The following is a 25,946-nucleotide window of genomic DNA, read 5'->3' as shown; positions in this document are numbered from 1 at the left end:
ATTTATATGACGCGTGCGGATACCTCTCAATCCAGTGCCGGCATTCCTAAGTTGATGTCGCACATCTGGATTGGCCCCAAACCGGCTCCCATCGAGTGGATGCAGACCTGGCAGGAAAAGCATCCGGATTGGGACTACAGGATCTATGATAACGATTATCTTGAGCGGACAAGTTTCAAGACGCAGAGACTGATCGACTTTTATCTTGATGTCGCCATGTATGCGGGCGTGGCTGATCTGATGCGCTATGAGATCCTATTCGAACATGGCGGGTATTTGGCGCCAGCAGACTGCATTTGCCTGCATCCGATTGATGAGCTTTTGAACGGTGCCAAGGCACATACGGTTTACGAGAATGAAATGATCCGCGGCAAGCTGGTCTCACCCATTCTGGCCTGTGAACCGGGTAATGAATTTGTTGGTCAGTTGATTGACAGGCTCTGCACTGTGACGGCAGATGAGTTGGTCCATCCTTGGATTTCGACTGGTAACTTGTTTGTTGCTAAGATGATCGAAGAACTGCAGCCTGATATCGAGATCTTGCCGTCGCATACGATGATTCCAGTGCATCACACCGGGATCGTCTACGAGGGCGCGGATAAAGTTTATGCCATGCAGACATTTGGTTCGACCAGATCGGCCTATGGTAAGGAAAAGAAACACAAGCGCCTGAGTTTCGCAGAACGTCGTGCAAAGAAAGAACGGCAAAAGCGCATTGATGCCTTTAACGACCGCTGCGTGAATCGCCGGACAGGTGTTTTTCAAGAGGTTAACCGATGGATGCCGCAAGGATGAGGTTATTGAGTTTACAAGTGGGAGGGCAGAGCTGATGCGTGCCTTTGTTTCGATGATGTCAATCTGTACACTGACGGCCTGTGCTGCAGCCAATGATGCGGTTGATAATGTTGCGCGTGATCGGGCGAAGACGGTTGTGAATGGCGTAGTTGAAGACAAGTTCCCCGGTGTGAATGTGGCCCCGGTCACGGATTGTGTGATTGATGCGGCATCGGCCAGCGAGATCGTCTCAATCGGTAGCGCTTCGGTTACGGGGGTGACGCAGTCAACTGTTGAGAAGGTCTTGGAAATTGCCAGTCGGCCAGAAGCTGTGAATTGTATCGCTGAAAATGGCTTAAACTTGTTTGCTGCCGTGCCAAATGTAGCAAATTTGGGGAAGACTCAGGCATGACGGATGTTCTGCAGATACTCGGGTTTACGCCCGGCAGAATTCTGCGGGTTTTTGGGATGCGCCGGTCTGGCAATCATGCCATCATCAACTGGTTGCAGCGAAATGCTCCGGGGGATTCAGTGTTTTTAAACAACTGCCGCCGGAAAGCATCTGTGTTGGAGACGTTTCAGGGCTGCGAAGTGAATGGCGAACGCCACATTCACAAGCCAGAGGATGGGCAGCCTATTGCAGAACATGTTTCTGATGGTGCAGTGCTTTTGCTGTCTTACGAAGATTTTGCCCCGGTTGGGCGAGAAGATTTGATGGACCTCGTGAGTGCGGAATTCAATGCTGACGACGTGAGCCACGAGATTGTGATTTATCGCAATTTCACGAATTGGTCTGCATCGTTGCTTAAGAAATTGCAGGGCAACCCCAGCCATACCCCGCTCGGGCGCTTGCGGATCATGATGGGCGCGTTGGAGCAATATAAGCATATGCTCACATTGGTTGAAGAACCTCGCGGTCACAACATGCAAGCGATTCACTATGATGGCTGGTGTGGCTCGGCAGAATACCGTGTGGCAACATTAGAGAGCTTGGAATTGGAGAATTGTGACGATGATCTGGGACGCGTGCAGAAATACGGTGGTGGATCGTCTTTTCAGCCAAATGCAAAAACGGCTGAAGAGCTCGATGTTCTGCGGCGGTGGCCGGCGATGGAAAGCGACCCTGAATACCAGATTGTGTTGAGTGCAGCACGGCAAGATCTACACCTGATGAAATTATTAGAGCGGCTGACGCCGCAAGATGCCGCATTGGCAGCTGGGAGCGTAAAACGCTCGGGCTCCCGATCCGGTTGGTTCAAAGATTTGCTCAACCCCAAACGCGCCCTGCGCGTTAGGTAAGTGAAGGAGACGACCCCATGGTTCAGTTCAAACTCCCCAAAAACTCCCGGATGGTTTCGGGCAAGACATGGCCCAAGCCGGAAGGCGCTTCAAATGTGCGCAAGTTCCAAATCTACCGTTGGAACCCGGATGATGGCCAGAATCCGCGGGTTGATACCTATTTTGTCGATATGGACACTTGCGGACCAATGATCTTGGACGCGCTGATCAAGATCAAGAATGAGATTGACCCGACGCTGACGTTCCGCCGGTCATGCCGCGAGGGTATCTGCGGATCTTGCGCTATGAATATCGACGGGATCAACACGTTGGCCTGTATCTATGGCATGGACGAGGTGCGCGGTGACACGGTCAAGATTTATCCGCTGCCGCATATGCCGGTGGTCAAGGACCTGATCCCGGATTTGACGCATTTTTATGCCCAGCATGCCAGCATCATGCCATGGCTGGAAACCAAGACTAACCGCCCGGCCAAAGAATGGAAGCAATCCATCGAGGATCGCGAGAAGCTGGATGGTCTGTATGAGTGTGTGATGTGCGCAAGCTGCTCGACCTCTTGCCCCAGCTATTGGTGGAATGGAGACAAATACCTTGGCCCCGCCGCGCTTTTGCACGCCTATCGCTGGATCATCGACAGCCGGGACGAGGCGACAGGGGAGCGGCTGGACTATTTGGAAGATCCGTTCAAGCTCTATCGTTGTCATACCATCATGAATTGCTCAAAGACCTGTCCCAAGGGATTGAACCCGGCAAAGTCGATTGCACAGATAAAGAAGATGATGGTGGATCGCGCGGTTTAACGCGACCTCAATTATGATCAAATTCATGACGTAGCGTTTCGGTTTCGGGCCAGTTTGTTCATGCCTACTTTCGGCAATAGGAGGATTGGGCATGGACGAAGTCATTATTGTTGGCGGCGGATTGGCCGGGCTGGTGGCCGCGCATGAGGCAACCAAACGCGGGCGCCGCGTTGTTCTGATTGATCAGGAAGGGCCGCAATCACTGGGTGGGCAGGCGTTCTGGTCGCTGGGTGGCTTGTTTATGATTGACACGCCCGAGCAGCGCCGGATGGGCATCCGTGACAGCCGAGATTTGGCCGAGGTTGATTGGATGGGCAGTGCTCAGTTTGATCGCCCCGAGGATGAAAACCCCCGAAAATGTGCGCAGGCTTATCTGGATTTTGCTGCCGGGCCGATGCGCGGCTATTTACACGACATTGGGTTGCGCTGGTTCCCAGTTGTGGGCTGGGCCGAACGCGGTGGCAGCTACGCCAATGGGCACGGCAATTCAGTGCCAAGATTCCATGTGACATGGGGGACAGGTACGGGCGTGGTTGCGCCGTTTGTGAAACTGGCGAAAGAAGCCGAAGCGGAGGGCTTGTTGAGGTTTGCGCATCGCCACAAGGTCACCAGCCTTGAGGTCACCAATGGGCGGGCTTCGGGTGTCAAAGGCGACATTCTGGCCGATGACGATGCTGTGCGCGGGGCCTCGACCAACCGCGAGGTTGTGGGGCAGTTTGATTTTTCTGGTGAAAGCGTGATCATCACTTCGGGTGGTATTGGTGGTGACCACGACAAAGTGCGCACCCTTTGGCCAACTGATCGTTTGGGTCCTGCGCCTAAGAAGATGGTGGCGGGTGTTCCGGATTATGTCGACGGCCAGATGCAGCAGGCGGCAAAAGATGCCGGGGCCGGTGCGATTAACGAAGACCGGATGTGGCATTATACCGAAGGTCTGGAGAACTGGGATCCGATCTGGCCCAAACATGGCATTCGCATTCTGCCGGGGCCGTCCTCGATGTGGTTTGACGCCAATGGCGACAGGATGGAAGCGCCTTGCATGCCAGGATTTGACACGCTGTCGACGTTGAAACGGATTCTGTCTACGGGGCACGAGCACAGCTGGTTTATTCTGACCCAAAAGATAATTGAAAAAGAGTTTGCCCTATCGGGGAGTGAGCAAAACCCGGACCTGACCAATGCCACATGGAGCGGAGTGTTGAAAGAGCGCCTTGGCAAGGGCGCGACCCGCGCGGTTGAGGCGTTCAAGGAGCATGGCAAGGATTTTGTCGTAGCCGATGATTTTGACACGCTGGTTGAGGGCATGAACAAGATCACCCCGGATGTACCGGTGGATGGTGCAAAACTGAAAGCACAGATCGAGGCGCGGGATTCACAGCTAGAGAATGAATTTTCCAAAGACGCGCAGATCATCGCGATCCGGCAGGCGCGGGCTTATCGCGGGGATAAGCTGATCCGTACGGCCAAGCCACATGCCATTCTGGACCCGAAGAACGGGCCACTGATTGCTGTACGTTTGAACATCCTGACACGTAAATCGCTGGGTGGGTTGCACACCAATGTTCAGGGGCAAGTGTTGCGCCCGGATGGAATGGTGTTCGATGGGCTCTATGCTGCGGGCGAAGTCGCGGGCTTTGGCGGTGGGGGGTATCACGGCTACAACGCGCTTGAGGGATCTTTCCTTGGTGGCTGCATTTTTTCGGGCCGCGCGGCGGGGATGGAGGCCTAAGCGTTTTTATCGAACATGATGATCGCGACGCCAGCAAGCACGATGGCACCACCGATCATCACTTGTAGACTAAGGCTTTCGCCGAGGAAAATCACTGCACCAGCGACGGAAAACAGAGGCAAGAGCAGCAAGAACGGTGCCACCTGGCCCACTGGGTTACGCCGTATCAGCGTGTACCAGATGCCATAGCCGAGCGCGGTCATCACGAGGCCCATGTAGAAGGCGGCCCCCCAGACCACCCAAGTGGCGCTGGTAATCGCTTCGACATGGCCGGTTTCAAAGGTCAACGACATCACCAGCAATTGCGGGGCGGCCCAGACGGCGACCCACGCGATGACGGTAAGGCCGTCGATGTCATGAAGTTGCCGGATCATGACCTGTCCGACCGCCCAAACCGCTGCGCCGCCGATGACCATCAGAACCGAAATCCAAGCCGCAGCGATATGCGGTGTGCCGCTGATTTTCCAGACGCCGAAGAAGGCAATGCCGATGCCCAGCCATTTGCGCAGGCTGGTCTTTTCCTTGAGGGCCACCATGCCGCACAGAGTGAGAAACGGCACCTCAAGCTGTACAATCAGAGCGGCGGCGGAGGCATCAAGACCTTTCAGACCGGTGTATGTGAAGCTGTATTGCATCGCTGCCGAAATGAAGGCGATCAGCCCGAGCATCTTGAGCTGGCCGACCGGTGGCTTCACCCACCAAACTAGCGCCAGCGCCGTAATCGCAAAGCGGATCGACATCAGCAGGATCGGTGGGAAATGTGTGATCGCCGCTTTGGCGAAAACAATGCCCATGCCCCACGTCAGCGCGACGCAGACACCAAGGAGCGCATCGCGCACGCCGATTTTAGGCACAGTTGTCATAGTACTACTGGGCCATGGCCGCGCAGGCTAATCTGTTCTGTTCCCGACAAAATCTGCGATTTGCGCAAAAACTGCAGAACTTGCGCGCAGGACCTGCAATTCGGGCGGGCATGAGAGGAAAGAGACAGAAGTAGAAAGGCAAACCTCATGCACAAATCCCCCGGATACAGATTTTTCATATTGTCGGTGCTGGTCGTATTGATGACCGTCCCGGTATTCTTTGTCGGCAGTGTCATCGATAAGCGCGCCGATTACAATCGGGTCACTCGATACGAGATTGGCCATGAATGGGGTGGGCGTCAGCAGCTGAGCGGCCCTGTTCTGGTTATCCCCGTGCAAAAGACGGTGAGTGTACGCGACAAGATCGAAGTTCTGGACCCTGTCACCGGGCATCAAATGACGGACGTCAATGACAAACCGCTCTATCGTTACAAGGATGTTGAGCGCACCTACAACCAAGATTCGGTATATATTTATCCAGATAACCTGAGTGTGGATGTCGAGAGTCAGAGCCAAGAGCGGCGCCGTGGGATCTTCACCGTGCCCGTTTACAGCGCGCAAGCCGAAATGCAGTTTGATTTCCCCTATGACAAGGCGACCAAGGTGCTGAAGGCCAAGGAGGTTCTGGTTTGGGACAAAGCCGAAGTGCGGTTTCATGTATCCTCCAACCGGGCCTTGCGTGGGGCAACTGAATTGCTAGCAGATGGGAAAGCGCTGCCACTGGAGCCTTCCGCCAGCGAGATCCACGGCAAAGGTGGTATCCAGGCGCTGACGGGTGATCCGCGTGAACACGAGCGTTATCACCTCAAGCTGGGTCTGAACGGGACCGAGGCGCTGGAGTTCACGCCGGTAGGGCGCACGAGTGAAGTTTCAGTCACGAGTGATTGGGCGCACCCGGAGTTTCGCGGGAACTTCCTGCCGGATGGGCATGAGGTCACTGAGGCAGGGTTCGCTGCGAACTGGACCATTCCACATCTGGCACGGAGTATCCCGCAGGTCTCGCGCGAAGACACGGATGAGGCTGCGCGCCGGAGCAGTGGGTTTGGTGTCGGGTTCTATCAGCCGAATGACTTCTACCAGAAAGCCTACCGTGCCGCGCGCTATGGGATGTTGTTTATCGGCCTGACGTTCCTGACGATCTTTCTGGTTGAAGGCGCATCCAAACGCCCAACCCATCCGGTGCAGTACATTCTGGTGGGTCTGGCGCAGTCGGCGTTCTTTTTGCTGATGCTGGCCCTGTCTGAGCAAATCGGCTTTGCCATGGCCTATCTGGTATCGGCCGGGGCAACCGTGGCGCTGATTACCTGTTTTGGCGTGGTGGCCTTGCGGCTGGGAAAACGCGCATTGGTGCTCGGGCTGGCGCAGGCGGTGCTCTATACGGTGATGTACCTGATACTGCGCAGCGCGGACTATGCGCTTTTGGCGGGCTCAATCTTATTGTTTGCTGCAATCGCCGGGACGATGTTCGCCACCCGCAATGAGGATTGGTACGGCGATCCTGAGAAGAAAGCCAAATCTGGCTGGTGGCGGAAACGAGAGGTTGCTCAGCCTTTGCCGCAAGCCCCGGCAAAGTAATTTCAATAAGGCCACCTGCATTTGCTGGGTGGCCTTCCCCTTCAGAGGCCGTCGAATTCACACAGGGTGTGCACGGACATGCCCAATTCTTCGAGCCGTTTGCGGCCGCCCAGTTCAGGCAGATCAACCACAAAGGCGCAGCCAGTGATTTCCCCGCCCAGACGTTCGATCAGCTTGATGCCAGCAGTGGCGGTGCCGCCCGTGGCAAGAAGATCATCCACCACCAGAACCCGCTCGCCGGGTTGGATTGCATCGGTGTGAATTTCAACCACGGCCTTGCCGTATTCCAGCGTGTAGGCTTCGGACAGGACATCACCGGGCAATTTACCCTGTTTGCGTACCGGTACGAAACCAACCGACAGTTGGTGCGCCACGGCACCGCCCAGGATAAAGCCACGCGCCTCTAGCCCGACAACTTTGTCGATCCGCTGACCGACAAAGGGATGCACCAGTTGATCCACCGCCATGCGAAATCCGCGCGGATCGGAAAATAGCGTCGTCACATCGCGAAAGATGATGCCTTCGTGCGGGAAATCAGGGATGGCGCGAATATAGTCGCTGACGGTTTTGCTGTTTGGCATGAGGACACCTGTTCAAGAAAGTCGCACCTGATGTGGCGCAAATCAGATGTCATGACAAGGGGACGGGTCACTACAGGCTGGGCTTGGTGACCATCAGCCAGAAAATACCGGTCAGGCTGATGAAGGCGGGCCAGCCAAGTGCAAACCAGACGCGATAGACGCGCAGGGCCTCTGGCGACAGCTCGGTACCCGCTTGTGATGCCTGTTCGGCAAGGTCGCGGATCTTGATTTGCAGATGCACTACCGGAGCCCAGCAGACAAAAGCAAGAAGGTAGAGAGCATAGGTGGCCATCAACCAGGGTTCCGTCAAGGAATAGTCCAGCAGGTGGATGAGCCATAGGCCCGTCAGGGGTTGGACGATGCCCGCTGGTGTGGTGAACAGCCAATCCGCCCAGACCACGGCCTTGGACACAGGGTATATGACCTCGGGCCTGCCAGTACGCATGGCACAGACCATCTGGAACGCCGTGCCAATGCCAGTGCCAAACAGAACGGTTGAGCTGAGGATATGGATCCATTTGGCGATGAAATACGGATCAAACATCAGCGCTCTTTCTCGAGTATTGCCAAGATGCCGATGAGCGCGAGGATGGGCAGGTTTTTCAACAGCCCCCCAAGCGGCAGCAGCCAGAGTAAAGGTGCTAGAAGTGTGAATGCCGCTGTGTATCCCAGAACAAGCAGAGCCTGCAGGAGTGTGGTGAGGCGTGGTCGCCACCCACGCAGGATCAAAACGCCCAACACAATGTCAGCAACACCGCCAATGCGGGCAAGGGCGATCAATACAGCATCGCTGACAGGGGCGTTGGTAATCAGCGGTAGGAATTCCGTGGCTGGCAAAAACAAACCGATCAGACCCGAGGCCAGCCAGAGCACTGCCAACACGATTCGTAAGACCGGGCGCATCAGATAGAGCCGCGCGTGCCATAGGTCTTGCGTGCCTGCAGGACGAGCATTGAGAAAGGTTCTGAAACCGCGCGGGTGGATGGTTCCGGGTAAGTTTGTGAAATCCGGCTTGGCCAACACGCCTGATTGAAGTTGCGCCACTGCGGTGGAGGAAATCGGACCGAGACGCATCTTGTCGCCAATCTTGCCCAGCAAATAGGCGCACCAAAGGGGTAATTTGAGTGCGCGTACCGGAGCAAGCCCGAACCAGCGACGATAGGATTGAAGTATTTGCTCTTGGGTGATGGTTTCCGGGCCGCCGATGTCGGTCGGAGTAGGACTCGGGTCTGACTTCAACGCATGCGACACGATACGTGACAGGTCTGCGGCATGGATGGGATTGAACGTTTGCTTCCCATCGCCGACGACAGGGATGCAAAAAGGCATGGCAGCCAAGGCCCGCGCTAGGGAAGACCCACCATAAGAGGTCCCGCCCAATACCAATCCTGCCCGAAGTACGGTGAGATTGTGATCTTGAGCCAATGCCTCTGCCTTCTGACGGTATCGGGCGAAGCGGGTTTCGCTGTGATCGATGCCGACGGCAGAGATCAACACGGCATTTGCGTCGTCAGGCAAAGCCTCGCAAAGGGCTTTTGGTGCCGTCACGTGAACGGCCTCATATACGGCATCAGAAGCATCCAAGACACCGGAAGCAATTACCACATGGCTGATGTCTGCGATCTGTGGGCGCCACCAGTCTGGATCATGCGTTTGCGGATCTGTCAGATCGGCTTTGAGCGTCTCAAAGCCCATGTGTGACAGGGAATTGGTGTTGCGCGCCGAGGCCAGAACCTGCCATCCCTCTTCGCGTAAACCAAAGGCGATATGGCGACCGATGAAACCATCGGCGCCGAGGACTAGAACTTTGCCGGGATTGTCGCTCAACTTGCCCGTCGCAGCGTTGCGGTCATCACGCCCATTGCGATCAGAGCGACGCCGCCGCTGCGGGTGAGCCATGTCAGCACCGAAGGGCGGCGGATGGTTTGGCGCAGCTTGTCGGCGAGCAGAGCATAGGCCAATGCGTTGACGGCTGCCAATCCGACGAAGGTGGCAATCAGGATGGCGAACTGAGGCAGCAGGGGAGAGTTCACCGTGATAAACTGCGGCACAAAGGCGATGAAAAAGGCGATGGATTTGGGGTTTAACGCGGTCACGGCAGCAGCGTGCCAGAACACGTTGCGGCTGGTGATTTCGCGATCAGGCACGCTGGCCTCTAGCCCTTCGGTCGGAGCGCTGCGCAGCAGCTTGATGCCGAGATAAACCAGATAAATCGCGCCGATCCATTTGAGCGCAGTAAACAACGTAGCAGAGGCGAGTACCAGCGCACCAAGCCCGAGCAATGACGCGGTCATGGCCACCAGATCTCCCAAGGCGACGCCGGTGGCGCTGGCCACTGCGACGGTCCGCCCCTTGCTAAGGGCATAGCTGAGCACCAGCAGAACCGTGGGGCCGGGGATCAAAAGCAGCGCGGTGGAGGCGGCGACAAAGGCGAGCCAGAGTTCAAAGGGCATGGTTAGTACTCCGAATGTTTCGGAGCGAGTAAAGACCGATCATGCAGATGTCTGCAAGGGGTTGCGGTCAGAGCACGCGCCCTGCAACAGCATCCAACTTTGCCAGAACATCAGGATCGCGTTTGTCGGGAGCGGTTAGCATCGCGAACTCTAAGGCGCGGTCGCAGCCGTGGGGGCAGGGGGCGCGTTCAGAGCCAAGCAGACCGGGTAGGCGGCTGACCATGGAGCGGGCTTTGTCGGCATTCCCCGTTAGAGTGGCAATGATCTGGGCGACATCCACTTCGCCATGGTCAGGGTGCCAGCTGTCATAGTCGGTGACCATGGCCACGCTGGCATAGCACAGCTCGGCCTCGCGGGCGAGTTTGGCCTCGGGCATGTTGGTCATCCCGATGACATCGCAGCCCCAGCTTTCGCGGTACATTTTGGATTCGGCGAGGGTGGAAAACTGCGGGCCTTCCATCGCCAGATAGGTGCCGCCGCGATGGACGGCAATCCCCGATGCTTTGGCGGCAACTTCGCAGGCATCGCTCAGACGTGGGCAGGTCGGGTGGGCAACGCTGACATGCGCCACGCAGCCGGGACCGAAGAAGGACTTTTCGCGGGCAAAAGTCCGATCGATAAACTGATCAACGATTACAAAATCACCGGGGGCCATTTCCTCGCGGAAGGACCCGCAGGCGCTGACGCTGATCACGTCGGTCACGCTAAGGCGTTTCAGCGCATCGATATTGGCGCGGTAGGGAACTGAACTGGGGCTGTGTACATGCCCGCGCCCGTGGCGGGGCAGGAAGACCATGGTCACGCCGTCCAGCGTGCCGGTCAAAAGCTGGTCAGAGGGGGTGCCCCAAGGGGTATCAACTGTGACCCATTCAGGGTTTTCCAACCCGTCGATGTCATATACGCCCGAGCCGCCGATGACCCCGATAACCGTTTTGCCCATGGATTTTCTTCCTCTGCCCTGAATTCTGCGTTGGTTTTACGCGGGGTAGGTGGGATTGAAAATGGGCAATCTGGCGGGACTGCTTAGTTCAGACGAACAAGGCGCTTGAGGCCGTAAAGCGGCGTGACAAAGGTACCTTCGCGGTAATCTCGGATGGCGTATCCATAGCCGCGCAGGCGGTGCTTCCACTCGCGGTCTGATACCGCCAACTCGCGCTCGCGCTGTACCAATTCAAAAACGTCTTTATCCATATAATCTGTCGTTTGCATATTCTTGGTCCTTCAAGAAGTGATGTCTTGTCGTGTCTAACTTGGCCAAGCTGAACCGCCCTTGTGGCGATATTAGAGACAGTCTGTGGTCAAATCTGGGCTTGTTTATGATCTGAGGACAGTGGTTTCTAGGGAATGTGGCAAGCTTGATTGTTTGCAAGCAGTCAAGAATGGAAATTGCAATTCAACAGTTGGGCGGGAAGCCTACTTTTTCTACACCAAGCAGCAATGCAAGTGGTCTGCCATTTAGGGTATTGCGGCGGATTCTATTTACCTTTGGTATCCAAGGCTTGAACCCCCGGATGCCGAAACAGTTTTGCCATAGAGATCAATGCCAGGATGCAGCAGATGATGGCAATCATGAAAGGCATCCGCAGATTGATGGCCAAGAGAGAACCACTCAAAGCTGTAATTGATCCGGAGCCAAATGCGTAGATTGCAACTGTCACACCCATCACCCAGCCCTGCTCGGTCGGTCCAACGCTTCCGGAGAACAAAGACAACATCGTGGGGTACATGATCGCGAATGCGATTGTTATGGGGACAATCAAAATATAGGAAAGATCGGCCACAGGGTTGAGCATGAACACAAGTATCCCAATGCCCATCGCGGCGATAGAGATATATAATATGCGGAACTTCTTGAACCGCTCATGCAATGGTGCTGTCAGATAGGCGCTGCCAAAGGCCATGGAGCCACCAAACACTGCAAGTGCCAAGCTATTTTGAAGTGTGCCGAAGTCAAACCTTGTCAGTAGATAGGTGTCGATGAAAAAGAAAAACGCATTCAGGCACATAAGCGAGAACAACATGACAACGGAAAGCCGCAGCACGACAGGATTCGATTTCACTTTCCACAGATTAGAGACCACATCCATGGGACCGAAGTCGATCTTTTGCTTTTTGAAATCGGGTTCGAAGAAGAAAAAGATGACAAGTATCATATTGATCAGGATAAGACCGATTGCGACATAAAATGGCAGTTCAAGTGATGCGGCAGAACCCATCAAGTTTTGGTCGCTGAGCAACCCGGAAATGAGCGGACCGCCAAGCAAACCCAAAGCGGCAGCCGCCACAATCATTCCCAGATTTTTGGATTTTTCCTGCTCATCATGACTAATATCGATCAACGCAGCCTGGGCTATAGGTTGGTTCGCGGTCGTGAAGCCGGAAATCGCTCTCCCAATCAGCAACAGCCAATAGCTGGACGACATGATCGCAACCACTGTCAGAGCATAACCGATCAAATCCCCTGCCAGACAAATCAAAATGCCGTTCTTGCGTCCGATGTAGTCTGACAGTTTTGCGATAAACGCAGCCCCGAAGAAGTAGAACACAAAGAATACAACAATCAAAATCGTGTAGTCGAGTTGGCGGATATTTGTGGGTGTTCCATGCGACAGGAAAGTTTGTTGCGGGTCCAGAAGGATCGTATTGAATATCGGTACGATTAGACCAAAGCCCATGACATCAATGAATACGACAAGCAAAAGTGACAATCGTGATAGATTCATGTCAAATCCCTCAACTAAAGGTTTTAAGCGGTTCAATTCGGAAATAAAGCCCTACCGGCAACTCATGCCACCGAGAATGCTGATTGAACGCCAATAATTAATTTTCATACTATTGATTTAAATGTTTTGTGTCCAATTGGACCGAACAAATGGCGTTTCTTTTAAGCCCGAAAACCGGGCTCCAATCGTTATTTCAATGCAAGCAGAAACTCGTTCGCGATGCGCGGCGGCCAGATAACCACCGTTCCCCGCAGGTGAGCAGATTGGGCGGATTAAAGCCCGGCTTCGGCCTGAATTTCCTTGCGGGATTTGCGGGCGCGCTCGGTGGCGGATTTCAACTGCCCGCAGGCGGCCATGATGTCCTCTCCGCGCGGGGTGCGGATTGGGCTGGCGTAGCCGGCTTTGTAGATGATGTCGGCGAATTTCTGGATCCGGTCCCAATCGCTGCGTTCATGCGGCGAGCCGGGCCATTCGTTGAACGGGATCAGGTTGATCTTGGCGGGGATGCCTTTGATCAGCTGCACCAGACGGCGGGCGTCTTCGTCACTGTCGTTCACATCCTTGAGCATGACATATTCAAAGGTGATGCGTTCGGAATTCGACAGTTTCGGATAGGCGCGCAGGGCATCGAGCAGCGCGGCGATGTTCCAGCGCTTGTTGATCGGGACCAGTTTATCGCGGGTTTCATCCGTGGTGGCGTGAAAGCTGACCGCCAGCATACAGCCGATTTCTTGGGCCGTTTTGGCGATTTCGGGGACGACGCCGCTGGTCGACAGGGTGATGCGGCGGCGCGACAGGCTGATGCCTTCGCCATCCATGGCGATGTTCATCGCGTCGCGGACGTTTTCGAAATTATACAGCGGCTCGCCCATGCCCATCAGCACGATGTTCGACAGCAGGCGCGGGCCGTTTTCATCGGTGCCTTTGCCGGGCTCGGGCCACTCATTGAGATCATCGCGGGCCATCATCACCTGGCCGATGATTTCCCCAGCGGTCAGGTTGCGGACCAGTTTTTGCGTGCCGGTGTGGCAGAAGGAACAAGTCAGGGTGCAGCCGACCTGCGAACTGATGCAAAGCGTGCCGCGATCGGTTTCGGGGATATAGACCACCTCAACCTCGTGCCCGCCGGCGATGCGGACCAGATATTTTCGGGTGCCATCGGCGCTGATCTGTCGGCTGACCATTTCGGGAATGGCGATGACGAATTTTTCGGCGAGTTCGGCGCGGTAGGCTTTGGAGAGGTTGGTCATCTGTGCAAAGTCACGCACGCCCCACTGGTAGATCCATTGCCAGATCTGGTTGACCCGCATTTTGGCCTGCTTTTCCGGTGTGCCGTTTTCGATCAGCACCTCGCGCAGGCGCGCGCGGGTGAGCCCGACAAGGTTCGTCGGCCCCTCGGGCAGCTTGCGGGGGATGGTCAGGACATCTTGGGTGATCGGAGCTGAATTGGTCATTTTGGTACGTCTTATGGGTCAGATGTGCCTCCATATAGTATTCCTGCGCCGAATCCAAAGGGTTTTGAGATCTGCATGGATTTGATGCCGCGGGCGGCAATTAAGGGTTCTTTAGCGTCGGTGCGTAAAGCTGTGCGCGTCCACAGGTGGAGAATCAGATGGGGCGAGACAAGGAAAAGTGGGCCGGTATTCCGGCGGGGCAGGACAATGCGCTTGATTATGCTGTGTCGCAACGCGACAGGCGTGTGATCGACATGGTCGACAGGGCGGCGCGCCATGGCGAGGTGCGGCTTGCCTATCAGGCGATTGTTCCTGCTGGTCATCACGATCGGCCCGCGTTTTACGAGGGGCTGATCCGGGTGCTGGATGCCACGGGCCGGGTGATACCGGCGGCGGAGTTTATCAACGAGATCGAAGAGACCGAGACCGGGCGATTGATTGATTGTCTTGCGTTGGAGAAGGGGATTGAGACCTTGGTACAGTTTCCGGGGTTGCGCCTGTCGATAAATATGTCCGCGCGATCAATCGGCTACCCCCGCTGGTCCGAGATTTTGCAAAAGGGGTTTAAGATGGACCCAACCTTGGCCGAGCGGTTGATTCTGGAGATTACCGAGCGGTCGGCCATGTTGGTACCGGAACTGGTGACAAGCTTCATGCAGGATTTGCAAAAACAAGGTGTGAGTTTTGCGCTGGATGATTTTGGGGCGGGATTTACGTCGTTTCGTTACCTTAAGAATTTCTACTTCGATGTGCTCAAGATAGAGGGACAATTCATTCGCGGCATCGCCGAAAACCCTGACAATCAGGTGCTGGCGGCGGCCTTGATCGCCATTGGGCGCCAGTTCGATATGATCACCGTGGCCGAAAACGTCGAGACGGCGGCTGATGTGGCCTATCTTGAACTGCTTGGGGTTGATTGCCTGCAAGGATACCATTTCGGTGCCCCCACCATTCAACCCCCTTGGGCCCAGTCGAAGACCCGCAAAGCAAAAGGCTGACCTGCGACACAGGATCAGTTGCCGCGTTGCGGCAACTAGTCTATGCCTGCCGGGGAAGGCAGAGTCTTTTGATCGTTTTGCGCGTGCAGCGGCAGGGGATTCTGGAGAAACAAACCCTGGTGGAGGACTCTATGACAAACGTAGTGATTGCATCGGCAGCCCGGACGGCTGTTGGCTCATTTGGTGGCTCTTTTGCCAATACACCGGCGCACGATTTGGGCGCGACCGTATTGGAAGCGATCGTGGAACGTGCCGGCATCGACAAAGCCGACGTTTCAGAAACAATTCTGGGTCAGGTGCTGAGTGCTGGCCAAGGCCAAAACCCGGCCCGTCAAGCGCATGTCAATGCGGGCCTGCCAGTCGAAAGCTCTGCTTGGGGACTGAACCAAGTGTGTGGATCTGGTCTGCGTGCCGTTGCATTGGGCGCACAACATATCCAGCTGGGTGACGCGAGCGTGGTTGCCGCCGGAGGTCAGGAAAATATGACCCTATCCCCGCATGTCGCACACCTGCGGGCCGGCCACAAAATGGGCGATGTGAAATACATTGATTCGATGATCCGTGATGGCCTGTGGGACGCCTTTAACGGTTACCACATGGGTCAGACCGCCGAGAACGTAGCAGACCAATGGCAGATCACCCGCGACATGCAGGACGAATTTGCGGTTGCCAGCCAAAATAAGGCGGAAGCTGCTCAAAAAGCGGGGAAATTTTCTGATGAGATCACGCCATTCACTGTGAAAACCCGCAAGGGTGACATCGTGGTCGATCAGGATGAATACATCCGCCACGGTGCCAATCTGGAAGCCATGCAAAAGATGCGCCCGGCCTTCACCAAAGACGGTTCCGTGACTGCGGCCAATGCTTCAGGCCTCAACGATGGCGCGGCAGCTGTTCTGCTGATGTCAGCAGATGATGCAGCACAACGTGGTATCGAGCCATTGGCCCGCATCGCGTCTTATGCCACCGCTGGTCTTGACCCATCGATTATGGGTGTCGGTCCGATTCACGCTAGCCGTAAGGCGCTGGAGAAAGCGGGTTGGTCAGTTGGTGATCTGGATCTGGTTGAGGCCAATGAGGCTTTCGCCGCGCAGGCCTGTGCCGTGAACAAGGACATGGGCTGGAATCCGGATATCGTGAACGTCAACGGCGGCGCGATTGCCATTGGTCACCCCATCGGTGCCTCGGGGTGTCGCGTTCTGAACACGCTGCTGTTCGAGATGAAACGCCGAGATGCCAAAAAGGGTTTGGCGACCCTGTGCATCGGCGGTGGCATGGGCGTGGCAATGTGCCTTGAGCGCCCCTGAGAATCACGTGCGAATCGCATTTGATAGGGGGTGTCCAACAGGGCGCCCCTTTTTCGTAAAGGAAACAAATTGAGCGGAACGGGTGAAAAATCTGCTGCAGTGCGGCAAATTATTCGCGCAATATAATTGCTCATTTGATTGTTGAATAGTAATAGAGTTACCAACGCATTTTGCCATATTGGAGGATTTCATGGCTCGAACAGCACTAGTTACCGGTGGTTCCCGCGGGATTGGCGCAGCAATTTCAAAAGCGCTGAAGGCCGAAGGCTACAATGTTGCCGCGACTTACGCTGGCAATGATGAGGCCGCAGCCAAGTTCACAGAAGAAACTGGCATCAGCACCTATAAATGGAACGTGGCTGACTATGACGAAAGCGCTGCTGGCATCGCCAAGGTCGAAGCCGAAGTAGGTCCCATCGACATCGTTGTCGCCAACGCAGGCATCACCCGGGACGCTCCATTCCACAAGATGACACCAGAGCAGTGGCATCAGGTGATCGACACCAACCTCACAGGTGTATTCAACACCGTGCATCCGATCTGGCCTGGTATGCGTGAGCGCAAGTTCGGCCGTGTGATCGTGATCAGCTCGATCAATGGTCAAAAAGGTCAGTTTGCGCAGGTGAACTATGCCGCGACCAAAGCAGGTGATTTGGGGATTGTGAAGTCACTGGCGCAAGAAGGCGCGCGCGCGGGCATTACTGCAAACGCCATCTGCCCAGGTTACATTGCGACCGAAATGGTTATGGCGGTTCCAGAGAAAGTCCGCGACAGCATCATCAGCCAGATCCCGGCTGGTCGTCTGGGTGAGCCGGAGGAGATTGCCCGTTGTGTGGCGTTTCTGGCATCCGACGATTCACAGTTCATCAACGGCTCAACGATCTCGGCCAACGGTGCGCAGTTCTTCGTCTAACGGCTGTTGTGAAAATGCGAAGGCCGGTCATTTGACCGGCCTTTTTATGTTTGGCTTGATTATGCGTCGACTGATAGTCGTTCAATTTCTTCTTTTAATCGCAGCTTTTGTTTCTTGAGCTCTGATATTTCGAGATCATCTGTCCCGGGGGCGCGTTGCGCCACTTCAACCTGTTCTGAGAGGATTTGATGTTTCTTTTTCAGTTCCTCAACATGTGAACTCAAGCTCATAGGCGATCTCCTCTAGATTTTTGTATAACGGAACGAGTGCACCACATATTTTGCCATCTGTCACGCTGCACGCGCAGCATCGGCGAAAAAATGTTACGTAAAATTTACAAAGTGATTTGACCCAGCGGCAAGGCTTGTCCGTCGCGCAGGATACAAGTGGTTGCTTTGGTGTGATTTTCGCGGTCGCCATCATGCTGTGTACCATCGTGCAAAACCCAACCATCTAGAAATTTGAATGCGGCGCGCCCGTTCTTGCGGCCCTGTAGAATAACAAGCCGCGCGGGTTTTCCGGTACGGGGAATCAGTGGCAACAGAGTCAAACTGCCCAGATGAGCGGACATGTGTGAAAGCAGTTCAGGCAAGCGATTCGCTCTTTGAATAAAGGTTACGGTGCCTTTGGGTTTGGTGCGTTTGGCCGCTTGTGCAACCCAATCTGCCAGTGGTGTTGTCTCTCCCATCGCGGTTTCCCGTCCCTGATCCGGGGCTTCGGTGCTTTGTTCACGCAGAAAATACGGAGGATTGGCCATCACGTGATCGAATTGCTGCTGCTTCAAGAGCTCTGGCATCCGGGTCAAATTCCCGGTTGTGACCTCGAGTGTTAGGCTATTGGCTTGTGCATTGCGGGTGGCGAGCGCTGCATAGTGTGATTGCAGTTCTAGGCCGGTTAACTGTGTTCCGGGAATTCTGTGCCCAAGGCAAGAAATCGCAACACCTGCCCCACAGCCCAGTTCCAGAACACTGTCACCAGACCGTGCCGGGACACTGGCGGCAAGGAGCACGGCGTCCATGCCCGACCGATACCCCTGACGTGGCTGGAACAGTTTCAGGCGGCCGCCGAGGAAATCATCCTGGCTTAACTCGCGCTCTGGCCACATCTCAGCCATCGGTCTCGATTCCGTTGTCATGCATGGCGCGCAAAGCACGTTCGAAATCTTGCGGAGCCACCATCAATCGGCGTGGAAAGACACCAATCGATCCTTCGAGGATGCTCATATTTACGTCGATTTCAAAGCAGTCTATACCCTCGCCTTGAAGCAGTGCCTTGGCGAATGCAATTGAGGTTGTGTCGTTTGTACGTAGCAACTGTTTCATGGGGATGACATAAAGGCACCGACACAGAAATGTCGAGCAAAGTTACAGGTGTGTGATGGGACTTGAGCAGGCCACAGCAAAACCGCATGAAGATCTGGCACGACACCTGTCGGGCAAGATGGAAGCTGTAAATCGGCTGATCCAAACTCGTATGGCGTCGCGCCATGCCCCACGTATCCCTGAGGTAACTGCACATCTGGTTGGGGCGGGTGGTAAGCGCTTGCGTCCTCTGATGACTTTGGCGGCGGCGGACTTGTGCGGCTACACGGGTGAATACGATGTTCACTTGGCAGCGACGGTTGAGTTCATACATACCGCGACCTTGCTGCATGATGATGTAGTTGATGAAAGTGCCAAGCGCCGGGGCCGCCCGACCGCCAACCTTCTGTGGGACAACAAGTCCAGCGTGTTGGTGGGGGACTATCTGTTTTCACGCTCGTTCCAGTTGATGGTCGAAACAGGGTCACTGCGGGTGTTGGATATTCTGGCCAATGCCTCAGCAACGATTGCCGAAGGCGAAGTTCTGCAACTCACAGCTGCGCAGGACCTGCGCACCAATGAAGCGATCTATCTGCAGGTCGTACGGGGCAAAACGGCGGCGCTGTTTTCCGCAGCAACCGAGGTGGGTGGCGTGATTGCCGGGGCACCCGAAGAGCAGGTCAAGGCTCTTTATGATTATGGCGATGCCTTGGGGATCGCATTCCAGATTGTGGATGACCTGTTGGATTATCAGGGACAAAGCCAGAAAACCGGCAAGAACATCGGAGACGATTTCCGCGAGCGCAAGCTGACCCTGCCGGTGATCAAGGCCGTGGCCGAAGCCACAGATGAAGAGCGCGCCTTTTGGCAACGTACCATTGAAAAGGGTGATCAGCGTGATGGCGATTTGGAACATGCCCTAGAGCTTTTGCGCAAATACGATGCCCTTGAGCGGACACGCCTAGATGCCTTGAAATGGGCCGAGCAGGGCAAGGTGGCGATGGCCAAGCTGCCAGCCCACCCTGTACGGGACATGCTGACAAATCTGGCAGATTTCGTGGTGTCGCGGGTTAGTTAAGCGTAGTTGCAGTGACCCACCAGTTAGGATGGGTTCTTTGCAGGTCGCGTGCTGCTATTTTTGCAGTGATTTCATCAGCGTATAAGCCAAAACAGGTCGCGCCAGAGCCGGACATGCGCGCGAGCCGGCAGCTGGCTGTCTGAGTAAGCGCATGTAGCACATCTTCGATAACCGGCTGAGCTTTGATAGCAGGAGCTTCCAGATCATTCCGCATGGTTTGAAGGAAGGTGATGCAATCGTCGGAGGTATCAAAGGCGGGTAGAGAGCTCGGCATCGCTGAATTCTGCGGACTTTTTAGATTTGCAAAGATCGTCTTAGTTTCGATCGGTAGTCTAGGGTTTGCCAGTACGCCATGGAGGATGGGGAAATCTGGCAATGGTTCAATAATTTCACCAATCCCGCGCATGCGGGCGGCCTGCGCCGCAAGGCAAACCGGTATATCAGCGCCAAGTACTGCAGCACCATTGGGCAATGACAGACTATTTAGCAGGGATAACGCCTTTATGGTTGCTGCCGCATCGCTTGAACCGCCACCGATGCCAGCGGCATGAGGCAGATTCTTTTCTAAGTTGATGGTTGCGGTGGCGCCCATCAACTTGGCAGCTTTTTTAACCAGATTTCTGTTGTCTGTCGGGACACCCCCAGCAAAGGGACCAGAAACCTCGAGTTCGGTCGTGTCCGAAGACTTCAGAATTAACCTGTCACCTATACCGGCAAAAACGACCAGCGAATCTAATAGATGATATCCGTCCGCACGACGATCTGTGACATGTAGGGTCAGATTGATTTTGGCAGGGGCGAAAGCCTCAATTGTTGTCATTGGCGGAGGTTGCGAGGGGCTCAGCACCCTCTTCTGCCAAAACTTCATCCAACCCAACTTCTAGCTTGCGCCGAACGCGGTCGGGGTCGATGTCTGGCGAAGGATTGTCTTCATCATAGAACGACAGAGCACGTTTCCATTGAAAAATCGCCTCGGTCTTGCGGCCCACGGCCCAAAGCACGTCACCCAAGTGGTCATTCAGGATCGGGTCAACCGGCTCCAGCTCTGCTGCGCGCTCCATATGACCGATGGATTCGTCATAGCGCCCCAGTCGATAAAGCACCCAACCCAGGCTATCGACAATATAACCGCTGTCAGGGCGGGCATCGACAGCGCGCTCGATCATGTTTAAGGCCTCATCAAAATTGACGCGTTTTTCCACCATGGTGTAACCAAGGTAGTTGAGCACATCAGGTTGGTCTGGGTTGATTTCCAGCGCCTTGCGAAAATCGGCTTCGGCGTTTTCCCAATTCCCTAGTCGCTCATGCGAAATCCCGCGCACATAATAGACAAACCATTGTTCGTTTTCGAGCTCGCTGTAAATTTCAACAGCCAGATCATACGCGGGTACCGCTTCGGCAAATTGTTCTAGCTGGCGGTGCAGATCGCCGGTTGAGACATGTACCAAAGGCAGGTCTGCGTGGCTTTCGCTCAGGCGGGACAAAACTTCGATGGCGGCATCGGTTTTCTCGGAGCGGCGCAGCGCGTCGGCGCGGCCCAGCTCGGCCATGAAAAATGCGGGGTGATCAGTGGGCACAGACTTATAGGCGGCGGTGGCCAGATCATACTGTTGTAAGGCTTCCAGCAATTCAGCCGAAAGGATGATAGCATCGATATGATCGGGTTTGAGCGCCTGCGCGGCTCGCGAATAGAAAAGAGTGTAATTTTCACCGGAATCGACAGCCAGTGCCTGCCCGATTGAATAGAACACCTCAGCCAAACCATCCTTGGGGCTTTGGATCAGTGAGAATGGGATGCTTTCACCGGCGGCAAGTTGGTCTTTCAGTGCCGAGATTTCCGGGTCGCGATTGTTGCCAAAGGCGTTTCCCAATTGATCCAAGGCATCTTGATTGCGGTCCAACTGACTCAAGATCTGTGACCATGCGATCATGCCCCGACGGGTGTTTTGAACCGGGCCTTGCTCTGCCCCGGAAAAGATCGCATCGGCACTTTCGAAATCGCCAACCGAGGCCAGGGCCAGCGCCTTGTGGTACAAGACAAAGTTTTTGACACCGCGTTGCTTTGACACCTCGTCAAATGTCGCAAGGGCGGCGTCCATATCCCCTTTGCCAAGATGTGACCATGCAACCATCAGCCCGTCGGCTAGGTCGCCGATTCCGCGTTCGTCCTCGGCGCGCTTGATCAGGGCGTCGAAATCTTCGGTGCTGGCGTCTGCGGCGGTCAGAACGATGTTCGCCACCTGGCTGCGCAACTCGGCCTCTTCGATTTTTTGGGCCATTGGCAGGGCCTTGTCCAACTGGCCAAGACGCAGATATGCGGCAGAGGCGCTTTCCAACACTGCCGGGTTATTCGGATCGCGGACCAGAACCTCGCTGAAATACTTGGCTTCCGCGTCGTAGTCGCTGTTGTAGCGCGCTTGTGTGGCGGCCAAATATGCACCGACGGCTTCTTCAGCGGCAGCTGGCTGCGCTAATCCGTGCAGTCCGGTGATCAGGGCGAGGGTGAGAAGGAGTTTCAAACGCACGCGAATAGCCTCATGTCTGGTTTCAGGGCAAACGTAGTATGCGATACTGGCCAAAGCAATGCGGGGCGCTCAATTGAGCGCCCCGCAAGCCGATTTTCACCACATTTTTACATGTTGGGATAATTTGGACCGTCACCACCCTGCGGTGTGACCCAGGTGATGTTCTGGCTTGGGTCCTTGATGTCGCAGGTCTTGCAGTGGACGCAGTTCTGGAAGTTGATCACGAACTCCGGCCCGTTCTCATTCTCCACGATCTCGTACACGCCTGCTGGGCAGTAGCGTTGCGCGGGTTCTGCGTATTTCGGCAGGTTGACCGAAATCGGAGTTGTCGCATCAGCCAGTTGTAGGTGCACAGGCTGGCTTTCTTCGTGGTTAGTCATCGAGAAGCTGACGTTGGTCAGGCGGTCAAAGCTGATCTTGCCATCGGGCTTTGGATAATCGATGGGCTTGTGCTTTGAGGCTTCCTCGGTCGCCGCAGCATCGGTTTTGCCATGTTTGACCGTTCCGAAGAGCGAGAAGCCCAGCGTATTGGTCCACATGTCCATGCCACCCAGCGTGAGCGACGCCAGCAGGCCGTATTTTGACCAAAGCGGTTTCACGTTGCGCACCTTCTTGAGGTCTTTGCCTATGGCGCCAGTGCGCACTTCGGTTTCGTAATCGTTCAGCTCATCACCGGCGCGATCTGCCTCAATCGCGACATGCGCCGCTTCGGCCGCGGCTTTCCCCGACAGCATGGCGTTGTGGTTGCCCTTGATGCGCGGCACGTTAACCATGCCAACCGAGCAACCCAGCAGGGCCACGCCAGGCGCAACCATTTTCGGCATCGACTGGTAGCCACCCTCGGAAATTGCACGCGCACCGTAGGCCACACGCTTGCCGCCTTTCAGCAGCTCTTCGATCATGGGATGATGCTTGAAGCGCTGGAATTCCATATACGGGAACAGGTATGGGTTCTTGTAGTTCAGGTGAACCACGAAACCGACGTAAACCTGATTGTTCTCCAAGTGGTAGACAAACGAACCACCACCTGCGTTCGAGCCCAAAGGCCAACCCATGGTGTGGGTGACAGTGCCCTCTTTGTGCTTGGCTGGGTCAACTTCCCAGATCTCTTTCATGCCAACGCCGAATTTCTGTGGCTCTTTGCCGTCAGACAGGTTGTATTTGGCAATAACTTCTTTTGACAGGCTGCCGCGGACACCTTCCGACAGGAAAACGTATTTGCCGTGCAATTCCATGCCGGGCTCATAGGCTGGGCCGGGGGTGCCGTCTGCGTTTTTGCCAAACTCACCAGCAACGACGCCTTTGACTTCGCCGTTTTCGCCGTAAATCAGCTCGGAACAGGCCATGCCGGGGAAGATCTCGATGCCCATTTCCTCGGCTTGCTCTGCCATCCAGCGGCAGACGTTGCCCATGGAAACAATGTAGTTGCCATGGTTGTTCATCAGCGGTGGCATTGGGAAGTTCGGGATGCGGATCTGACCTGCTTCACCCAGCATGTAGAAGTTGTCTTCTTTCACCTCTGTGTTCAGCGGTGCACCTTTTTTCTTCCAGTCGGGAATCAGCGCGTCCAGACCACAGGGATCAAGAACTGCACCTGACAGAATATGCGCACCAACCTCAGAGCCTTTTTCCAGAACCACAACTTCGCGTTCCGGGTTCAGCTGCTTGAGGCGGATCGCCGCACTCAAGCCCGCAGGGCCGGCACCAACGATGACCACATCGTATTCCATGGCTTCGCGTTCGATCTCGGACATTACTCCAAATCCTTTCTCAGGGCGGGCCGGTATTCCGGCTGGCAATAAAGTTGCGCTGTGGTAGCGCGCAGTGAAGCATATCGTCAATTGAAAGATGAGGCTAAAAACGGCAGAAAACGGCATTTTGACGCGCATCAGAAGCAGATTGCACGCAACGTTACCTTCCTCTATTGCAATCGCTGTTTCGCTTGGGGCAATCTGGCGTGAAGATTTGTGAATTTATGGTCGGCCAGATTTGGATGGCTGGTACAGACGGGGGACGCTCAAAATGGAAAAAATTCCGATGACCCGGAAGGGTTATGCTGAGCTTGAGGTAGAGCTGAAGAAACTGAAATCTGAGGATCGTCCTGCGATCATTCGGGCCATCGCCGAGGCGCGTGAGCACGGCGACTTGTCAGAAAATGCCGAGTATCATTCTGCGAAAGAAAAGCAGTCCTTTATTGAAGGCCGGATCAAAGAGCTGGAAGGCGTGATCAGCCTTGCAGATGTGATCGATACCGCCAGCCTGAACGGCGCTATCAAATTCGGCGCAACCGTGACTTTGGTTGACGAGGATACTGACGAAGAGAAGACCTATCAGATCGTTGGCGAATATGAGGCCAGCATCGAAAACGGCCTTCTGAACATAAAGTCGCCGATTGCCCGTGCCCTGATCGGCAAAGAAGAGGGTGATAGCGTAGAAGTGCGCACGCCGGGTGGCGAAAAGTCTTATGAAGTGCTAAAGATTGCCTTCATTTGATTTAGGCAAAAAATATGTCGGACCGGCCTGAGACATCCCCGACGTCGTTGGGAATTTATGACAGATTAAGCAAAGCCCGGATCACGGGCGTAGAGGTGATTGCTTTGGTGCTTTCGGTTCTGTGGCTAGGTGCTGCAGGGCTGTTTTTTCTGTTGATTCCTTCTGAAGGAAACACAGGATCGCCTGGAAGTTTGCTGCAGTTTGTCATGACCATATTGGCGATCTTTCTGCCCCTTGCGATGATCTGGGTGGCAGCTGTTGCAGCCCGGTCCACACGTGTGATGCGTGAAGAAAGCGTACGCCTGCAGGCGGCGATTGATGCCATTCGCCATGCATATGTGGCGCAAAATCAAACACGTAACACGGTGTCTGATGCCTCTGTGGCGCGTAAACTGGATGAAATCGCTGCGGCTCAACGTAAAACGGAAACGGCAATTGCTACGTTTTCGACGTCGCGTGGGTCGACGCCGGTATTTAAGCCCAACACGAAAAGCGTATCAGCAATTGGCAAGGAAGATCAGGTTGCTTTGCCCTTGGGAACAAGTGCCGAAGATATCCAACCGCCATTGGAGCGGAAAGATTTCATTCGGGCATTGAACTTCCCCGAGACCGTGAACGACAAAGAGGGGTTTGCTGCCTTGCGCCGGGCACTCAAGGATCGTTCGGCCTCGCAGCTGGTTCAGGCGTCACAGGACGTTCTAACGTTGCTGTCGCAGGAAGGTATATACATGGATGACTTGCGCCCAGATCTGATACGCCCCGAGGTTTGGCGCCGGTTTGCGGAAGGTGAGCGGGGACGTTCGATTGCGGCGCTTGGCGGTGTCAGAGATCGATCATCCTTGGCGTTGACGGGGGCAAGAATGCGCAATGACGGGATCTTTAGAGATGCCGCCCACCACTTTTTGCGCAGGTTCGATACCATGTTCGCTCAGTTTGCTGAAACGGCGACAGATGCCGAGATTTCCGAGCTGTCAAATACGCGTACAGCGCGGGCATTTATGTTGCTGGGGCGTGTTGCGGGCACCTTTAACTAATTGGGTACGAGTCGATAACCTGTTGCGGCTACAAATCTTTTCGGCA

At 55.1% G+C, this 25,946-nt stretch carries 27 protein-coding genes; 12 read left to right on the top strand and 15 right to left on the bottom strand.

Annotation, left to right across the window (positions count from 1 at the left end; genetic code table 11):
* The first annotated feature begins 6 nt into the window (after positions 1-6).
* The 5 genes from ROA7450_RS05990 to ROA7450_RS05970 all read left to right on the top strand — a co-directional run bounded on the left by ROA7450_RS05990 (position 7) and on the right by ROA7450_RS05970 (position 4,602).
* A complete protein-coding gene (locus ROA7450_RS05990) occupies positions 7-795 on the top strand; it encodes a glycosyltransferase family 32 protein (RefSeq protein ID WP_085804783.1) in 789 nt (262 codons plus the stop codon).
* A gap of 34 nt (positions 796-829) precedes the next feature.
* Positions 830-1,186 carry a succinate dehydrogenase gene (locus tag ROA7450_RS05985; protein ID WP_085804782.1) on the top strand — a complete coding sequence of 119 codons (357 nt, stop codon included), beginning with the start codon at positions 830-832 and terminating at the stop codon, positions 1,184-1,186.
* On the top strand, positions 1,183-2,073 hold the full coding sequence (locus tag ROA7450_RS05980; protein ID WP_085804781.1) for a hypothetical protein: 891 nt from the start codon (positions 1,183-1,185) through the stop codon (positions 2,071-2,073). The genes ROA7450_RS05985 and ROA7450_RS05980 overlap by 4 nt, the downstream gene beginning before the upstream one ends.
* 17 nt (positions 2,074-2,090) lie before the next feature.
* Complete coding sequence (locus ROA7450_RS05975; RefSeq protein ID WP_085804780.1) at positions 2,091-2,873, top strand: succinate dehydrogenase iron-sulfur subunit; 783 nt, start codon at positions 2,091-2,093, stop codon at positions 2,871-2,873.
* A 91-nt stretch (positions 2,874-2,964) separates the two neighbouring features.
* Entirely contained in the window at positions 2,965-4,602 is a 1,638-nt protein-coding gene (locus ROA7450_RS05970; protein WP_085804779.1) for an FAD-binding dehydrogenase, read from the top strand.
* Here the strand turns inward: ROA7450_RS05970 and ROA7450_RS05965 are convergent.
* A complete protein-coding gene (locus ROA7450_RS05965) occupies positions 4,599-5,465 on the bottom strand; it encodes a DMT family transporter (RefSeq protein WP_085804778.1) in 867 nt (288 codons plus the stop codon). The genes ROA7450_RS05970 and ROA7450_RS05965 overlap by 4 nt on opposite strands.
* Before the next feature lie 147 nt (positions 5,466-5,612).
* On the opposite strand from ROA7450_RS05965, the gene creD reads away from it, so the two are divergent.
* Positions 5,613-7,040, top strand: coding sequence for a cell envelope integrity protein CreD (creD, locus tag ROA7450_RS05960; RefSeq protein ID WP_085804777.1), 1,428 nt, complete (start codon positions 5,613-5,615; stop codon positions 7,038-7,040).
* Positions 7,041-7,081: 41 nt separating this feature from the next.
* On the opposite strand, the gene ROA7450_RS05955 is transcribed toward creD, so the two are convergent.
* The 8 genes from ROA7450_RS05955 to rlmN form a co-directional block, all read right to left on the bottom strand.
* Positions 7,082-7,621 carry an adenine phosphoribosyltransferase gene (locus ROA7450_RS05955; protein ID WP_085804776.1) on the bottom strand — a complete coding sequence of 180 codons (540 nt, stop codon included), beginning with the start codon at positions 7,619-7,621 and terminating at the stop codon, positions 7,082-7,084.
* Between the two features lie 70 nt (positions 7,622-7,691).
* Positions 7,692-8,165: a DUF2269 family protein gene (locus ROA7450_RS05950; RefSeq protein ID WP_085804775.1), complete on the bottom strand. Its 474-nt coding sequence runs from the start codon at positions 8,163-8,165 to the stop codon at positions 7,692-7,694.
* Positions 8,165-9,520, bottom strand: coding sequence for an SDR family oxidoreductase (locus ROA7450_RS05945; protein ID WP_085804774.1), 1,356 nt, complete (start codon positions 9,518-9,520; stop codon positions 8,165-8,167). The genes ROA7450_RS05950 and ROA7450_RS05945 overlap by 1 nt, the downstream gene beginning before the upstream one ends.
* Entirely contained in the window at positions 9,445-10,074 is a 630-nt protein-coding gene (locus ROA7450_RS05940) for a LysE family translocator (protein ID WP_085804773.1), read from the bottom strand. The genes ROA7450_RS05945 and ROA7450_RS05940 overlap by 76 nt, the downstream gene beginning before the upstream one ends.
* A 67-nt stretch (positions 10,075-10,141) precedes the next feature.
* Positions 10,142-11,014 carry an S-methyl-5'-thioadenosine phosphorylase gene (locus tag ROA7450_RS05935; RefSeq protein WP_085804772.1) on the bottom strand — a complete coding sequence of 291 codons (873 nt, stop codon included), beginning with the start codon at positions 11,012-11,014 and terminating at the stop codon, positions 10,142-10,144.
* 83 nt (positions 11,015-11,097) lie between these two features.
* Positions 11,098-11,283 carry a hypothetical protein gene (locus tag ROA7450_RS05930; RefSeq protein WP_085804771.1) on the bottom strand — a complete coding sequence of 62 codons (186 nt, stop codon included), beginning with the start codon at positions 11,281-11,283 and terminating at the stop codon, positions 11,098-11,100.
* A 266-nt stretch (positions 11,284-11,549) separates the two neighbouring features.
* Positions 11,550-12,797, bottom strand: coding sequence for an MFS transporter (locus tag ROA7450_RS05925; RefSeq protein WP_085804770.1), 1,248 nt, complete (start codon positions 12,795-12,797; stop codon positions 11,550-11,552).
* Between the two features lie 272 nt (positions 12,798-13,069).
* Complete coding sequence (gene rlmN / locus ROA7450_RS05920; RefSeq protein ID WP_085804769.1) at positions 13,070-14,251, bottom strand: dual-specificity RNA methyltransferase RlmN; 1,182 nt, start codon at positions 14,249-14,251, stop codon at positions 13,070-13,072.
* Between the two features lie 158 nt (positions 14,252-14,409).
* On the opposite strand from rlmN, the gene ROA7450_RS05915 reads away from it, so the two are divergent.
* From ROA7450_RS05915 to phbB, 3 genes are all read left to right on the top strand, one after another.
* Positions 14,410-15,249, top strand: coding sequence for an EAL domain-containing protein (locus ROA7450_RS05915; protein WP_085804768.1), 840 nt, complete (start codon positions 14,410-14,412; stop codon positions 15,247-15,249).
* 131 nt (positions 15,250-15,380) lie between these two features.
* Positions 15,381-16,556 (top strand): acetyl-CoA C-acetyltransferase, encoded by a 1,176-nt coding sequence (locus tag ROA7450_RS05910; protein ID WP_085805043.1) that lies wholly within the window; start codon positions 15,381-15,383, stop codon positions 16,554-16,556.
* 190 nt (positions 16,557-16,746) lie between these two features.
* Positions 16,747-17,469, top strand: a complete 723-nt coding sequence (gene phbB / locus ROA7450_RS05905) for an acetoacetyl-CoA reductase (RefSeq protein WP_085804767.1) — start codon at positions 16,747-16,749, stop codon at positions 17,467-17,469.
* A gap of 59 nt (positions 17,470-17,528) precedes the next feature.
* On the opposite strand, the gene ROA7450_RS05900 is transcribed toward phbB, so the two are convergent.
* The 3 genes from ROA7450_RS05900 to ROA7450_RS05890 form a co-directional block, all read right to left on the bottom strand.
* Entirely contained in the window at positions 17,529-17,699 is a 171-nt protein-coding gene (locus ROA7450_RS05900; RefSeq protein WP_085804766.1) for a YdcH family protein, read from the bottom strand.
* A gap of 104 nt (positions 17,700-17,803) precedes the next feature.
* Positions 17,804-18,574, bottom strand: a complete 771-nt coding sequence (locus ROA7450_RS05895) for a tRNA1(Val) (adenine(37)-N6)-methyltransferase (RefSeq protein WP_085805042.1) — start codon at positions 18,572-18,574, stop codon at positions 17,804-17,806.
* A 1-nt stretch (position 18,575) separates the two neighbouring features.
* Positions 18,576-18,791 carry a putative signal transducing protein gene (locus ROA7450_RS05890; protein WP_085804765.1) on the bottom strand — a complete coding sequence of 72 codons (216 nt, stop codon included), beginning with the start codon at positions 18,789-18,791 and terminating at the stop codon, positions 18,576-18,578.
* Between the two features lie 55 nt (positions 18,792-18,846).
* Between ROA7450_RS05890 and ROA7450_RS05885 the strand changes: the two genes are divergently transcribed.
* Positions 18,847-19,848 carry a polyprenyl synthetase family protein gene (locus ROA7450_RS05885; protein WP_085804764.1) on the top strand — a complete coding sequence of 334 codons (1,002 nt, stop codon included), beginning with the start codon at positions 18,847-18,849 and terminating at the stop codon, positions 19,846-19,848.
* Here ROA7450_RS05885 and ROA7450_RS05880 read toward each other — a convergent pair.
* From ROA7450_RS05880 to ROA7450_RS05870, 3 genes are all read right to left on the bottom strand, one after another.
* Positions 19,841-20,668 carry a 4-(cytidine 5'-diphospho)-2-C-methyl-D-erythritol kinase gene (locus ROA7450_RS05880; protein WP_085804763.1) on the bottom strand — a complete coding sequence of 276 codons (828 nt, stop codon included), beginning with the start codon at positions 20,666-20,668 and terminating at the stop codon, positions 19,841-19,843. The genes ROA7450_RS05885 and ROA7450_RS05880 overlap by 8 nt on opposite strands.
* On the bottom strand, positions 20,655-22,373 hold the full coding sequence (locus ROA7450_RS05875) for a tetratricopeptide repeat protein (RefSeq protein ID WP_085804762.1): 1,719 nt from the start codon (positions 22,371-22,373) through the stop codon (positions 20,655-20,657). Before ROA7450_RS05875 ends, ROA7450_RS05880 begins: the two co-directional genes overlap by 14 nt.
* A gap of 107 nt (positions 22,374-22,480) precedes the next feature.
* Positions 22,481-24,127 carry an electron transfer flavoprotein-ubiquinone oxidoreductase gene (locus ROA7450_RS05870; protein WP_085805041.1) on the bottom strand — a complete coding sequence of 549 codons (1,647 nt, stop codon included), beginning with the start codon at positions 24,125-24,127 and terminating at the stop codon, positions 22,481-22,483.
* A gap of 268 nt (positions 24,128-24,395) precedes the next feature.
* Here ROA7450_RS05870 and greA point away from each other — a divergent pair, with 268 nt between their 5' ends.
* On the top strand, positions 24,396-24,866 hold the full coding sequence (greA, locus tag ROA7450_RS05865; protein ID WP_085804761.1) for a transcription elongation factor GreA: 471 nt from the start codon (positions 24,396-24,398) through the stop codon (positions 24,864-24,866).
* A 14-nt stretch (positions 24,867-24,880) separates the two neighbouring features.
* A complete protein-coding gene (locus ROA7450_RS05860; RefSeq protein ID WP_085804760.1) occupies positions 24,881-25,900 on the top strand; it encodes a hypothetical protein in 1,020 nt (339 codons plus the stop codon).
* Positions 25,901-25,946: the final 46 nt, after the last annotated feature.

It is taken from the genome of Roseovarius albus (genome assembly GCF_900172335.1).
GTDB lineage: Bacteria > Pseudomonadota > Alphaproteobacteria > Rhodobacterales > Rhodobacteraceae > Roseovarius > Roseovarius albus.
The sequence above is the reverse complement of the archived record's forward strand: the minus strand, read 5'-3'. Positions and strand labels throughout refer to the sequence as shown.